Annotated in this window: 12 protein-coding genes; 1 reads left to right on the plus strand and 11 read right to left on the minus strand. The window is 74.0% G+C overall.

Features of this window, described 5'->3' with window-relative positions; all coding sequences use genetic code 11:
* Nucleotides 1-236: 236 nt before the first annotated feature.
* The 8 genes from argH to SM450_RS29045 all read right to left on the minus strand — a co-directional run bounded on the left by argH (nucleotide 237) and on the right by SM450_RS29045 (nucleotide 8,812).
* Nucleotides 237-1,700 (minus strand): argininosuccinate lyase, encoded by a 1,464-nt coding sequence (argH, locus tag SM450_RS29010; protein ID WP_281590362.1) that lies wholly within the window; start codon nucleotides 1,698-1,700, stop codon nucleotides 237-239.
* 55 nt (nucleotides 1,701-1,755) lie between these two features.
* Entirely contained in the window at nucleotides 1,756-2,271 is a 516-nt protein-coding gene (locus SM450_RS29015) for an arginine repressor (RefSeq protein ID WP_474622964.1), read from the minus strand.
* The gene (argF, locus tag SM450_RS29020) at nucleotides 2,268-3,194 is read right to left on the minus strand and encodes an ornithine carbamoyltransferase (protein ID WP_474622965.1); all 927 of its coding nucleotides are present in this window, start codon (nucleotides 3,192-3,194) and stop codon (nucleotides 2,268-2,270) included. The genes SM450_RS29015 and argF overlap by 4 nt, the downstream gene beginning before the upstream one ends.
* Nucleotides 3,191-4,390 (minus strand): acetylornithine transaminase, encoded by a 1,200-nt coding sequence (locus SM450_RS29025; protein ID WP_474622966.1) that lies wholly within the window; start codon nucleotides 4,388-4,390, stop codon nucleotides 3,191-3,193. The genes argF and SM450_RS29025 overlap by 4 nt, the downstream gene beginning before the upstream one ends.
* On the minus strand, nucleotides 4,387-5,271 hold the full coding sequence (argB, locus tag SM450_RS29030) for an acetylglutamate kinase (protein ID WP_474622967.1): 885 nt from the start codon (nucleotides 5,269-5,271) through the stop codon (nucleotides 4,387-4,389). The genes SM450_RS29025 and argB overlap by 4 nt, the downstream gene beginning before the upstream one ends.
* A complete protein-coding gene (gene argJ, locus SM450_RS29035; protein ID WP_474622968.1) occupies nucleotides 5,268-6,440 on the minus strand; it encodes a bifunctional glutamate N-acetyltransferase/amino-acid acetyltransferase ArgJ in 1,173 nt (390 codons plus the stop codon). Before argJ ends, argB begins: the two co-directional genes overlap by 4 nt.
* Entirely contained in the window at nucleotides 6,437-7,438 is a 1,002-nt protein-coding gene (gene argC, locus SM450_RS29040) for an N-acetyl-gamma-glutamyl-phosphate reductase (RefSeq protein WP_474622969.1), read from the minus strand. Before argC ends, argJ begins: the two co-directional genes overlap by 4 nt.
* A gap of 90 nt (nucleotides 7,439-7,528) precedes the next feature.
* Entirely contained in the window at nucleotides 7,529-8,812 is a 1,284-nt protein-coding gene (locus tag SM450_RS29045; protein WP_474622970.1) for an amidohydrolase, read from the minus strand.
* Nucleotides 8,813-8,960: 148 nt separating this feature from the next.
* Between SM450_RS29045 and SM450_RS29050 the strand changes: the two genes are divergently transcribed.
* Nucleotides 8,961-9,137, plus strand: coding sequence for a thiazolylpeptide-type bacteriocin (locus SM450_RS29050; protein WP_073827725.1), 177 nt, complete (start codon nucleotides 8,961-8,963; stop codon nucleotides 9,135-9,137).
* Nucleotides 9,138-9,215: 78 nt separating this feature from the next.
* On the opposite strand, the gene SM450_RS29055 is transcribed toward SM450_RS29050, so the two are convergent.
* From SM450_RS29055 to SM450_RS29065, 3 genes are read right to left on the minus strand one after another with little or no spacing between them, the layout of a single operon-like run.
* Nucleotides 9,216-11,147, minus strand: coding sequence for a TOMM precursor leader peptide-binding protein (locus tag SM450_RS29055; RefSeq protein WP_474622971.1), 1,932 nt, complete (start codon nucleotides 11,145-11,147; stop codon nucleotides 9,216-9,218).
* Nucleotides 11,144-11,899: an ABC transporter permease gene (locus SM450_RS29060; RefSeq protein WP_474622972.1), complete on the minus strand. Its 756-nt coding sequence runs from the start codon at nucleotides 11,897-11,899 to the stop codon at nucleotides 11,144-11,146. Before SM450_RS29060 ends, SM450_RS29055 begins: the two co-directional genes overlap by 4 nt.
* The gene (locus SM450_RS29065; RefSeq protein ID WP_474622973.1) at nucleotides 11,896-12,807 is read right to left on the minus strand and encodes an ABC transporter ATP-binding protein; all 912 of its coding nucleotides are present in this window, start codon (nucleotides 12,805-12,807) and stop codon (nucleotides 11,896-11,898) included. Before SM450_RS29065 ends, SM450_RS29060 begins: the two co-directional genes overlap by 4 nt.

Genomic DNA, 12,807 nt, shown 5'->3' on the forward strand with positions numbered 1-12,807 from the left:
CAGCATCACGCCACGGCGGCTAGGGTGCATGAGCTGTGCGGACTGGCACACCTGCGGTCAACTCGACTGGGCCATAACCGAGTTCGTGAAGCTGTTCACCGACATGGAGTCGAAGCGGCGCTGAACTGCAAGTAGAGGCTCCGGCCGATCAGTCGCGGAGAACCCGACGACTGACACCTGACGCGCGTACGGAACTGGTCCGGGGCGGACGGGCGCCCGCCCCGGACACAAACGGGTCAGCGGGGAACGACCTGCTCGGCGGCCCAGTCCCGCCAGCCGGCCAGCTTGTCCGCGGCGGCGGCGAGCTGGTCGGCGACCGGCCCGGGGCCGGTGGAGCCGGGGGTGATGCGCGCGGCCAGCGCGGAGCGCACCGAGAGCACGTCACGCACCGACGGGTCCAGGTGCTCGCTCACCGCGGCCAGGTCGGCGTCGGAGACCTCGTCCAGCTCGCACTCCCGGGCCGCGCAGAGCGCCACAAGCTTGCCGGTGATCTCGTGCGCGTCGCGGAACGGCACGTGCCGGCGGACCAGCCAGTCAGCGACCTCGGTGGCGAGCGAGAAGCCCGACGGGGCGGTGGCCGCGAGGCGGTCCACCCGGACCGTCATCGTGGAGATCATCCCGGCCAGCGCGGGGAGCAGCAGCTCAAGCGTGTCGACCGCGTCGAACGCCGGCTCCTTGTCCTCCTGCATGTCCCGGTCGTAGGTCATCGGCAGGCCCTTGAGCATGGTGAGCACGCTCATCAAGCCGCCAACCAGCCGGCCGGACTTGCCGCGGGCCAGCTCGGCGATGTCCGCGTTCTTCTTCTGCGGCATGATCGACGAGCCGGTGGCGAACGAGTCGTCAAGCTCGACCCAGCCGAACTCCTGCGACGTCCAGAGCACCACCTCCTCGCCGAGGCGGGACAGGTGCACACCCGTCATCGCGGTGACGAAGAGGAACTCGGCCACGAAGTCCCGGTCGGCCACCGCGTCCATCGAGTTGGCGAACGAGGTGCGGAAGCCCAGCTCCTTGGCGACCGCCACCGGGTCCAGCGGCAGCCCCGAGCCGGCAAGCGCGCCGGCGCCGAGCGGGCTGATCGCGGTCCGCTCGTCCCAGTCGCGCAGCCGCTCCAGGTCGCGCAGCAGCGGCTGCACGTGGGCGAGCAGCCAGTGCCCGAACGTCACCGGCTGGGCGTGTTGCAGGTGGGTCATGCCCGGGGCGGCGGTGTCGACGTGCCGCTCCGCCTGCTCGACGAGCGCCTCGGCCAGCTCGACCAGCCGGGCGGCCACCCCACGGGCGTGGTCGCGCAGATAGAGCCGCAAGTCGGTGGCGACCTGGTCGTTGCGGGAGCGGCCAGCGCGCAGCTTGCCGCCGAGGCTGCCCAGCCGTTCCAACAGGCCGCGCTCCAGGGCGGTGTGCACGTCCTCGTCGTCGATGGTGGGGCGGAACGCCCCGGAGGCGCAGGCGGCCTCCAGGTCGTCGAGCGCGGCAAGCATCCGCCCCAGTTCGTCGGGGTCGAGCAGGCCGGCGCCCGCGAGGACCCGGGCGTGCGCCCGGGAGCCGGCGATGTCGTACGGGGCGAGGCGCCAGTCGAACTGGACACTCACCGACAGCCGCGCGAGCGCCTCGGCGGGACCGCCGGCGAACCGGCCTCCCCAGAGACTCGTCCGGTTGGTGGCGGCGCTGTTCTCGGTCAGGCTCTTGTCGTCCACCCCACCCATTGTGGTGGTCACGGCCGCACCCCTGTCCACCGGGCGTACCCGTCGACCCGCTCGGTCATGTCGTGGTGTTCCCTTCGATGTGTTCCTCCCGGCGGGCCCACCCGGCGAGCCGGTCGCCGAGCGCGGCGCCGCCGTCGGCCTCGCGGGCCACCACGAGGATGGTGTCGTCGCCGGCGATGGTGCCGACGATCTCCGACAGGCCCGCCCGGTCAAGCGCGCTGGCCAGGTAGTGGGCCGCGCCCGGCGGGGTGCGCAACACGGCGATGTTGCCGCTGGAGTCGACCCCGTTGAGCAGTTCACGCAGCAGCCGGACCAGCCGGGCCGGCGCCCCTTCGGCGTCCCGCAGCGGCCGACGGCCGTCCTCGGGGATCAGGTAGACGCCGCGCCCGTCGCCGCCGCGCGCGGTCACCGCCCCCAGCTCCTTGAGGTCACGGGAGAGGGTGGCCTGGGTGACCTGGATGCCGTCGGCGGCGAGCAGGTCGGCCAGCTCGGTCTGCGAGTGGACGACGCCGTCGCGGATCAGCTCGACGATGCGGCCGTGCCGCGCGGCGCGGGTGAGCGGAGCGGTCATGTGGATGCCTCCAGGAGAAACGTCAGCAGCGCCTTCTGGGCGTGCAGGCGATTCTCCGCCTGGTCGAACACGGCGCTGCGCGGGCCGTCGAGCACCTCGCCGGTGATCTCCTCGCCCCGGTGGGCGGGCAGGCAGTGCAGCACGATCACGTCGTCCGCGGCGTGGTCGAGCAGGGCGTCGCTGACCTGGTAGGGCCGGAACGGGGTGATCCGGTCCAGTCCGTCGTCCTCCTGGCCCATCGACGTCCAGGTGTCGGTGGCGACCACGTGCGCGCCGCGTACCGCCTCGACCGGGTCGGTGCCCACGTCGACGGAGCCGCCGGTACCGGCGGCGATCTTCGCCGCCCGGGACACGATCGCCGGGTCCGGCGCGAAGCCGGCCGGGCCGGCGATCCGGACGTGCATCCCGGCGGTCGCGCCGGCCAGCAGGTACGAGTGGGCCATGTTGTTCGCCGCGTCGCCGACGTAGGTGAGGATCCGCCCGGCGGTGTCCCCGAACCGCTCCCGCACGGTGAGCAGGTCGGCAAGCAACTGGCAGGGGTGGTAGGTGTCGGTGAGCGCGTTGACCACGGGCACTGTCGCGTGCGCGGCCACCTCGGCGATCCGGTCGTCGCCGTGGGTGCGCAGCACGATCGCGGCCACGTAGCGGGACAACACCCGGCCGGCGTCGCCGAGGCTCTCCCCGCGACCGAAGTGGGTGACCTGGGTGTCCACCACGAGCGGGTGGCCGCCCAGTTCGGCGATGCCGGCGTCGAACGAGATCCGGGTGCGCAGGCTCTGCTTGTCGAACAGCACCGCCACCGACCTCGGCCCGGCGAGCGGCTTGTGCGCGTACCTGTCGGCCTTCATCCGGGCGGCGAGGTCGAGCACGGCGGCCTGCTCGGCGGGCGTGAGGTCGTCGTCGCGCAGGAAGTGGCGGATCATGCGGGGGCCTCCGTGCGGGTCGAGGGGGTGGGCGCGGGCGCGGCGTCGAGGGCGGTGGGAAGCGCGGCGAGGAACGCGTCGACCTGCGCCGGGGTGAGGATCAGCGGCGGGGCGAGCCGGATCACGTCGGGCTGCACCGGGTTAACCAGGAAGCCGGCCTCCCGCAGCGCGGTCGCCACCACGCCGGCCACCGGCCGGTCGAGCGCGATGCCGAGCAGCAGGCCGGCGCCGCGCACCTCGCGCACCAGCGGGTGCCCGAGCGCCTCGACGCCGCGCCGCAGCCGCTCGCCGACCCGCTTGACGTGGTCGAGCAGGCCCTCGTTCGCGATCGTGGCGATCACCGCGAGCGCGGCGGCGCAACTGACCGGGTTGCCGCCGAAGGTGGTGCCGTGCGAGCCCGGGGTGAGCAGGTCGGCGGCCGGGCCGAAGGCCAGGCAGGCGCCGAGCGGCAGGCCGCCGCCGAGCCCCTTGGCGAGCGTCACCACGTCCGGTTCGACGCCCTCGGCCTGGTGGGCGAACCAGTGCCCGGTGCGCCCGACGCCGGTCTGCACCTCGTCGAGCACAAGCAGCGCGCCGTGCGCGGCGGTGATCCGCCGGGCCGCGGTGAGGTAGCCGGGCGGCGGGACCACCACGCCGTTCTCGCCCTGGATCGGTTCCACGATCACCATGGCGGTGTCGTCGGTGACCGCCTCGGCGAGGGCGTCCACGTCGCCGTACGGCACGTGGGTGACGTCGCCTGGTAGCGGGCGGAACGGGTCGGCCTTGGCCGGCTGGCCGGTGAGCGCCAGCGCGCCCATGGTCCGGCCGTGGAAGCCGCCGTGGGTGGCCACCACGTGCCGTCGCCCGGTGAGCCGGGAGAGCTTGAACGCGGCCTCGTTCGCCTCCGCGCCGGAGTTGGCGAGGAAGACCCGGCCGGGGCGGCCGGCCAGGGCCAGCAGCAGCTCGGCGAGGGCGACCGGCGGCTCGGCGACGAACAGGTTCGACACGTGCCCGAGCGTGGCGACCTGTTTCGACACGGCGGCCACCACCGCCGGGTGGGCGTGGCCGAGCACGTTGACGGCGATGCCGCCGAGCAGGTCGACGTACTCCCGGCCGGCCTCGTCGACCACGACGGCGCCGCGGCCCGCGACGAGCGCCAGCGGCGGGGTGCCGTAGTTGTCCATCATGGTGGCGTTCCAGCGCCGCAGCAGGCTCATGACCCGATCACCATCGTTCCGAACCCTTCCGACGTGAACACTTCGAGCAGCGTGGAGTGGGCGACCCGGCCGTCGACGACGTGTGCGGCGGGCACGCCCTGCCGCACCGCCCGCAGGCACGCCTCCATCTTCGGGACCATCCCCGACTCCAGGGACGGCAGCAGCTTCGCCAGGTCGTCCGCGGTGATCTCGCTGACCAGGCTGGACGTGTCCGGCCAGTCGGCGTAGAGGCCTGGCACGTCGGTGAGCACGACCAGCTTGCGCGCGTCGAGGGCGACCGCGAGCGCGGCGGCGGCGGTGTCCGCGTTGAGGTTGTGCAGCACCCCGTCGACGTCCGGCGCGACGGTGGAGATGACCGGGATCCGGCCGGCCGCGATCAGGTCGGTGACCGCCGAGACGTCCACCGACTCCACGTCGCCGACCTGACCCACGTCGACCGGCTGCCCGTCCACGTACGCCGGGCGGCGCACCGCGGTGAACAGCCCGGCGTCCTCCCCGGAGAGGCCGACCGCGAACGGGCCGTGCGCGTTGACCAGCCCTACCAGTTCCCGGCCGACCTGCCCGACCAGGACCATCCGGACCACGTCCATCGCCTCCGGAGTGGTGACCCGCAGGCCGCCCCGGAACTCGCTGGCGATGCCGAGCCGGCCCAGCATGGCGGAGATCTGCGGGCCGCCGCCGTGCACCACGACCGGCTTCAGGCCGGCGTACCTGAGGAAGACCATGTCCGCGGCGAAGGCCCGCCGCAGCTCGGGGTCGACCATCGCGTTGCCGCCGTACTTGATCACGACGGTGGCGCCGGAGAAGCGGGCCAGCCAGGGCAGCGCCTCGATGAGCGTGGCGGCCTTGGCCTGGGCCCGGGTGAGGTCGTCACTCATCATGAGGAGTACGCCGAGTTCTCGTGCACGTACCCGTGCGACAGGTCGTTGGTCCAGATGGTCGCGGCCTCGCCGCCGGCGTGCAGGTCGATCCGGATGGTGACGTCGCGGCCGGCGAGGTCCACCTTGGCGCGGTCCTCGGCGGCGGCGCCGCCCCGGCACACCCAGATGCCGTTGACCGCGACGTCGACCTCGTCCGGCTCGAACGCGGCGGCGGTGGTGCCGACGGCGGCGAGGATCCGGCCCCAGTTCGGGTCGTTGCCGAACAACGCGGTCTTGACCAGGTTGTTGCGGGCGACCGCGCGGCCCACCTCGACGGCGTCGTCCTCGCGCGCGGCGCCGACCACGTCGATCGCGACCTGCTTGGTCGCCCCCTCCGCGTCGGCGAGGAGTTGCTGGGTCAGGTCGTGGCAGGCGGCGGTGACCGCGGCGGCCAGTTCGGCCGCGGTCGGCTCGATGCCGGAGGCGCCGCTTGCCAGCAGCAGCACGGTGTCGTTCGTGGACATGCACCCGTCGGAGTCGACCCGGTCGAAGGTGACCTGGGTGGCGGCCCGCAGCGCGGCGTCGAGCGCGTCCGGTCCGGCCACCGCGTCGGTGGTGAGCACGCAGAGCATGGTGGCCATGGCGGGCGCCAGCATCCCGGCGCCCTTCGCCATCCCGCCGACGGTCCAGCCGCCGCCGCGCGCCACGGTGGTCTTGGGCCGGGTGTCCGTGGTCATGATCGCCTCGGCGGCCGGCAGGCCGCCGTCGCGGGACAGGCCGCGCACCGCGTCGCGTACGCCTGGCAGCAGTTTCGGCATCGGCAGCCGCTCGCCGATCAGCCCGGTGGAGCAGACCGCGACCTCGCCGGCCCCGACGATCAGCCGGGCGCTGCCGGCGGTGAGCACGGCGGCGGTGTGTTCGGCGGTGGCGTGGGTGTCCTGGAAGCCGGCCGGGCCGGTGCAGGCGTTCGCGCCGCCGGAGTTGAGCACCACGGCGCGGACCACGCCGCCGTGCACGACGCGCTGGGTCCAGAGCACCGGGGCGGCCTTCACCCGGTTGGCGGTGAAGACACCGGCGACACCGGCGTCCGGGCCGTCGTTGACGACCAGGGCGACGTCGGCGGCGCCGGAGGACTTGAGGCCGGCGGCAACGCCGGCGGCACGGAATCCACGGGGGGCGGTGACGGTCATGGGGCGACTCCGAAGGCGGACAGGCCGGTGGTCTCGGGGAGGCCGGCCATCAGGTTGGCGTTCTGCACGGCCTGACCGGCCGCGCCCTTGCCCAGGTTGTCGACGGCGCTGACGACGATCACCCGCCCCGAGTCGACGTCGAGTGTCGCCTGGAGGTGGCAGGCGTTCGAGCCTGCGGTGGCGGCGGTGTGCGGCCACGACCCGTCGGGCAGCAGGTGCACGAAGGGCTCGTCGGCGTAGGTGGCGGCGAGCACCGCACGGGGGTCGGCGTCGCCGGTCGGCACCGCGGTGACGGTGGCCAGGATGCCCCGGGGCATGGGGGCGAGCACCGGCGTGAAGGACAGGCCGGTCGCGCCGGTGGCCTGCTTGATCTCGGGCACGTGCTGGTGCGCGCCCACCTTGTAGGGGGACAGGTCGCCCATCACCTCGCTGCCGAGCAGGTGGGCCTTGGCGGCCCGGCCGGCGCCGGAGGTGCCGGAGGCGGCGACCACCACCACGTCGTCGGGGCGTACCGCGCCGGCGGCGATCAGCGGGGCCAGCGCCAGCGTGGTCGCGACCGCGTAGCAGCCGGTGTTGGCCACCCGCCGGGCCGCCGCGATCCCGCCGCGCGCGCCGGGTAGCTCCGGCAGCCCGTAGGTCCAGGCGCCGGCGTGCGCGCCGCCGTAGTAGCGGGACCAGGCGTCCGCGTCGCGCAGCCGGTGGTCGGCGCCGAGGTCGACCACCGCGACGCGGTCGGGGAGGGCCGCGGCGAGGGCCGCCGACTGGCCGTGCGGCAGGGCCAGGAAGACCAGGTCCGCGTCGGCGAGCGCCGCCGGATCGGTCGCCCCGAGCACCAGGTCCAGGCCGGCGAGCTGCGGGTGTACGGCGGTGACGGGCTGGCCGGCCTGGCTGTGCGCGGTGGCGGCGACAAGCTCGAACTCGGGGTGGCCGGCGAGCAGGCGCAGCAGTTCGCCACCGGCGTATCCGCTCGCCCCGGCTACCGCTACTCGAATGCCCATACTAACCTCCGCATGAATATGCGGTGACTTTAGCAGCGCGGGCGGTGACCATGCAAGGTTATACGGTGCACCGCATGATGCTTCGGCCCCTCACTCCGGAGCGAGCACCGTGAGCGCCCCGGCCGCGAGCGCCGCCACGCCTGCCGGCAACGCCAGGCCGGCATCGGGCGCGAAGGACGGGCTGTGATTGGCCGGCAGGCCGGCGAGCTTCTCGGCGGCGCTCCCGCCGGGCGCCGACCGCCACTGGCGCGGGCCGACGACGCCGAGCATCCAGTATCCGCTGGGGATCCCACCGGCGGCCAGCAGCGGGAAGTCCTCGGCCGCAAGCGACGGCGGCCACCAGGCGACCCGCTCGGCGCCGAACACCCGCTCGTGCGCGGCGCGCAACCGCGCGGCCACCGCCGGATCGCCCTGATACGCCGGGGTACGCGAGACGACCCGCAGCACCGGCTCCACCGGGCTGCCCGCGGCCTCGCAGCAGGACCGGACCACCCGGGCCACCCGGTCCCGCACGTCGTCGAGCGTCCGGTCGGACAACGCCCGGATCGTGACGCCCAGGGTGGCCTCCTCCGGGATGACGCCCGGATGGTGACCCGCCCGCAGGGAACCCACGGTCAGCGACACCTGCTCCGCCGGCCCGACCTGCCGGGCCACGATGGTCTGCAACTGGACCACGATGGTGGCGGCGAGCACCACCGGGTCGACACACAGGTGCGGCGTGGCGGCGTGCCCACCGCGCCCGGTCACGGTCACCTCGATCGTGACGCAGCCGGCCGTCATCGGGCCGGCCCCGTGCGCCACCATGCCGGCGGGCAGGGGCGCGGCGTGCTGCGCCAGCAGGAGGTCGGGCCGGCCGAACCGCTCGTGGAGGCCGTCCGCGACGAGCGCGGCAGCGCCACTGAGCGTCTCCTCGGCGGGCTGCCCGAGCACGAGCAGCGTCCCCCGCCACCCGTCCCGCCGGCGGGCCAGGTGAGCCGCCGCGCCCACCGCCGCGGCCAGGTGCAGATCGTGCCCGCAGGCGTGCATGACAGGGGTCCGGCGCCCCTCGCCGTCGAGGGCGGTCGCGGAGCTCGCGTACGGCAGCCCGGTCCGCTCGGCGACCGGCAGCGCGTCCAGCTCGGCGCGGAGCATCACCGCCGGCCCGGCCCCGTTTGCGAGGACACCGACCACGCCGTGCCCGCCGAGGCCGGTCGTCACCTCGCAGCCGATCTCCCGCAGCGCGGACGCGAACCGCGCGGCGGTGCGCTCCTCCATCCCCGACAGCTCCGGATGGGCGTGCAGGTCGCGGTAGAGCGAGCCGGCCCGGGCCAGGACGTCCGGCTCCGGGGACGGGCCCGGGACACGGGCGGTGGCGGGCGGGCCGGGTGACGCCATGGCGGAAAGCCAACCGCACGTCGCTGTCACACCGCTCACATCAGGTGACAGCGACCTGCTAGTCCGGACGACGGCGATCGGTGAGAGCCGTGCGGTCTGCTTGTTCCGGGCCGGAGTAACCGGCCGGACACGATCGTTTGGAGTCACCATGGCGCCCGAGACCGACCTCAACGCCCTCGCCGAGGAAATCCTCGAACTGGAGTCCGAGACCTTCGCGATCTCCGACTACGCCGACGCCTCCGAGGCGATCCTGGCCTCGTGCTCCTCGTCGGGCACCACCTCGACGTGCAGCAGCACCACCTCGACGACCAGCTGCTCGGCCTGAGCGGATCGGTCACCACGTCGGGCCGCCCGGTGGGCGGCCCGACGTGCGCGTGTCCGGACCGCCGCCCCGGCGGCCGGCTCAGGGGAACGGGTGGGGAACGCGGCGCAGGTCGGCGTCGGTGAGCGCCGCACCGGTGAGCCCGGCCGCGTGCGGGGCGGTACGCAGGCGCGGCAGGTACAACGCCCGCTGGCGCAGCCAGCCGAAGTCGATCGGCAGCAGGCCGGGCACGACCACACACACCGAGCGCAGCCCGGCCGCCTCCTGCTCCGGGCTGGTCTGGTCGACCAGGACCGCCTGGTGACCGCGCCGCCGCAGCGTGTCCAGGACGCCACGCAGGTCGTCGACGAGATCCCGGCCGCCGGGCGCGCGGTGGTCGCCGAAGACCCGCGCGACGTCCCGCGCCGCCCCGTCGTGCAGGTACGTCGCGGCGTGCCGGGCCATCCGGGGCAGACCGAAGAGGGCCGAGTGGTCCGGCAGCCGGCGGACCAGGTGGTAATCGTCGGCCATCCGCTCCAGCTCACCGCGCCGGCGACGCACCGCGGCCGGTTGGTGCGGGATGTAGGTGAGCGCCTCGGCGACCGCGCCGGCCACCGCCTGCTCCGGATCGACGTGCGCGGCGGCGGCGAAGGAGAGAAGTCCCGGACCGCCGTCGTGGCGGACCGCCAGGCTTGTCACCACCGGCACGTCGAGGTCGATCCGGTTGTCGAAGGCGTGCAGCGCGTAGCCCTGCAGCTCGGCCCGGTCGGCCATCGCCCGCACCGTCGGCGAGCAGCTCGCCAGATCGATCCGGGGCAGCGTCAGGTTGCCGTACCAGGCGAGCAGGAAGGCGTCCCGCTCGATCAGTTCCAGCAGACCGAACAGGGCGGCCTCGGCCAGGCAACTGCCGGTCGCGCAGCCGCTTGAGGACGAGAGCACGAAGGTGTCGTCGGCCGCCGGGGAGCTGTAGAAGCAGAGCCGCCGGGGCACCAGCACCGGCCGGCCGGTGTGCAGGTTCCGCCCCCACACCCACGGGATCGGACGGTCCGGGTCGAAGCGGCGCAGGATCGGGTCCCGGTCGTACACCTCGTCCGGGTAGCTGCCGCACTCGTCCGGGTTCAGCGCGTGGTCGGCGACGTCCGCGTACGCGGCGACGACGGGCACGAGGTTGCGTCGCCGGTGGGTGCCCGCGTGCCGCTCCAGCCCCTCCAGGTACGCGAGCGCGTGGCTGGCGTCGTAGCCGGTGGACTGGCCGCTCCAGGAGACGTCGAGCAGCCCGCCGTAGCCCCGGATGAAGACGCTGCCGGTGACCGGGGCGGTGGTGGGCGAGGTGATGGTGAGCCGGGTGCCGGCCCCGAGCGCCCCGCAGACCGGATTGACCAGGGCCGCCCGCGGCAACGGATAGTCCCCGGGTGCGCGCAGCCGATAGGTGTCGGCGGCCGGCTTCGGCGCCGGCCGGTCGATCTCCGGCGCCTCGGCCGGCGAGTCGGGACGCGCCACCGAGCACGCCGGGCAGCGCGGCTCGGCCAGCACCGGGTAGGTCCGCACCCGCAGCGTGTCCAGTTCCAGACGGCTGACCCGGGCGAGGCGCCGGCTGGGTTCGTCCCACGTCGGCGGCGCGGGTCGGGGCGCCGTGGCGTACACCGCGCGGTACAACTCCCAGACGGCGTCGAGCTGGTAGGCGGTCATCGGAGGCCACGGCCCGACCGCGGTCGTCCGCGCGCCGGTCTCCAGCGCGTCGCGTTCGCTGCGACCACGCAGCCGCTGCCACCTGATCGCCAGGCAGTGCCCGCACGCGGCCCCCGTCGTGTCGCCGGGGACCGGGCCGATCAGGACCGCGTCCGCGCTCAGGTGCACGGTGGCGTCCCGGCGGTGCGGCGTCGTCCCGGCGAGCGCGTCGGCGGCGCCGAGCGTGACCACCCGGGGCGCCCGGCCCACCGACCGTGCCGCCCAGCTCCGGGACAGGTGCTCGTCGAGCCGGGCCGCGGCGGCGGACAACGGGGCCGGGGGCGCCACCGCCGCGGAACCGGTCATGAGTCGCGGCTCCACCGGAAGGTCCGCACGCCGACGACCGCGAACACCACCGCGAAGCCGACGAGTGCGGCGCATGCCACCAGATAGTCGGTCATCGTGCCGAACCCGGTGAAGGCGTAGGCCATGCCGTCGTTGACGTAGCGCAGCGGCAGCGCCCGGGAGATGCCCTGCAACCAGCCGGGCATCAGCTCCAGCGGATAGAACGACCCGGAGAGGAAGGCCATCGGCACCACGATGCAGTTGGCGATCGCGGCCACCGCCTCGGCGGTGTCCGCCCGCGAGCCGACGATCAGGCCCAACGCCAGGAACGTGGTCACCGCCAGCAGCATCATCGGCAGGAACAGCGGCCAGTTCGAGTCGGGACGCATGCCGAGGAAGGGCAGCATGGCGACGCCGACGAAGAGCAGGCTCTGCGCGACGCCGATGGCGAGCGCGACCATGTAGCGGGCGCCGACCACGGACCAGATGCTCGTCGGCGCGAGCCGGATGATGCGCAGCAGGTCGTCGTGGCGCCACTGCATCAGCGTGAACGACACCCCGAACAGCGCGGCGCTGGCCAGGCCCCAGGACAGCACGCCCGGCGCGATGAAGTCGATGTAGCCGTGGCCGGTCTCGGCGACCTCCTGGTTGCGGAAGATCAACCCGAAGATGACAAGGAAGACAAGCGGGAACGCGAACGTGAAGAAGAGCGTCGTGGCGTCCCGGACGCTTGCCTTGTAGCTGGCGCGGGCCAGTGCGGTGTATGCGCTCATGCCTGCGGCGCTCCCATCAGTTGCAGGTAGACGTCTTCCAGGGTGGCCGGGCGGGTCTCCACCTCGTCGAGGCCGCCCTCGGCCCCGAGGGCGGCCAGCACCCGGGCCGTGTGGGTGGTACGCAGGACGATCGTGCCGTCCTCGACGTCGATCCCGTCGACGCCGTCGAGCTGGCCGGCCCGCTCGGGGCTCAGCCGGCCGGCCGGCACGACGAGGCGGGTGCCGACGCCGGATCGCGCGATCAGCTCCCGTGGGCTGTCGAGGGCCAGGACGCGCCCGTCGGCGAGGATGGCGACGCGGTCGCACAGCCCCTGCGCCTCGTCGAGGTGATGGGTGGTGTAGACGATGGTCTTGCCGGCCGCCTTCAGTTCCCGCAGCAGGTGCCCGAGATCGCGGCGGGCCTGCGGGTCCAGGGCGGCGGTCGGCTCGTCCAGGAAGATCACCTGCGGGTCGTGCACGATCGCCGAGGCGATGGCGAGACGCTGGCGCTGTCCGCCGGAGACGTTCGTGACCCGGACGTCGGCCGAACCGGTCAGGCCGACAAGCTTCAACGCCCGGTCCGCGGCGGCGGCGGGCAGGCCGTAGAGCGCGGCGACGGTCACCAGGTGTTCGCGGGCGGTCAGCCGGGTGAAGAACGCGGACCGCTGGGTCTGCACGCCGATCAGCGGCAGCAGGTCGAGGTTGCGCGGCGTCGGCGACATGCCGAGCACCCGTACGGACCCGGTGTCCGGGGTCCGCAGGCCCTCGATCATCTCGATGAGAGTCGTCTTGCCCGCGCCGTTGGGCCCGAGCATGCCGAAGAACTCACCCCGGCCGATCGAGATGGAGACGTCTTCCACCGCTCTCACCTCGCCGTAGGACTTGCTCACGGATTCCAGCACGATGGCCGGACCGTCGGTGGCTGACAT

Source organism: Micromonospora marincola (assembly GCF_056150385.1).

Bases quoted from the DNA above. Each gene is read 5' to 3' on its own strand.
- argJ (WP_474622968.1), bottom strand. From the start codon at position 6,440: ATGACCGTCACCGCCCCCCGTGGATTCCGTGCCGCCGGCGTTGCCGCC.
- argF (WP_474622965.1), bottom strand. From the start codon at position 3,194: ATGATCCGCCACTTCCTGCGCGACGACGACCTCACGCCCGCCGAGCAG.
- argC (WP_474622969.1), bottom strand. From the start codon at position 7,438: ATGGGCATTCGAGTAGCGGTAGCCGGGGCGAGCGGATACGCCGGTGGC.
- SM450_RS29065 (WP_474622973.1), bottom strand. From the start codon at position 12,807: ATGTCAGCCACCGACGGTCCGGCCATCGTGCTGGAATCCGTGAGCAAG.
- SM450_RS29055 (WP_474622971.1), bottom strand. From the start codon at position 11,147: ATGACCGGTTCCGCGGCGGTGGCGCCCCCGGCCCCGTTGTCCGCCGCC.
- SM450_RS29060 (WP_474622972.1), bottom strand. From the start codon at position 11,899: ATGAGCGCATACACCGCACTGGCCCGCGCCAGCTACAAGGCAAGCGTC.
- SM450_RS29045 (WP_474622970.1), bottom strand. From the start codon at position 8,812: ATGGCGTCACCCGGCCCGCCCGCCACCGCCCGTGTCCCGGGCCCGTCC.
- SM450_RS29025 (WP_474622966.1), bottom strand. From the start codon at position 4,390: ATGAGCCTGCTGCGGCGCTGGAACGCCACCATGATGGACAACTACGGC.
- SM450_RS29015 (WP_474622964.1), bottom strand. From the start codon at position 2,271: ATGACCGCTCCGCTCACCCGCGCCGCGCGGCACGGCCGCATCGTCGAG.
- argH (WP_281590362.1), bottom strand. From the start codon at position 1,700: ATGGGTGGGGTGGACGACAAGAGCCTGACCGAGAACAGCGCCGCCACC.
- argB (WP_474622967.1), bottom strand. From the start codon at position 5,271: ATGATGAGTGACGACCTCACCCGGGCCCAGGCCAAGGCCGCCACGCTC.
- SM450_RS29050 (WP_073827725.1), top strand. From the start codon at position 8,961: ATGGCGCCCGAGACCGACCTCAACGCCCTCGCCGAGGAAATCCTCGAA.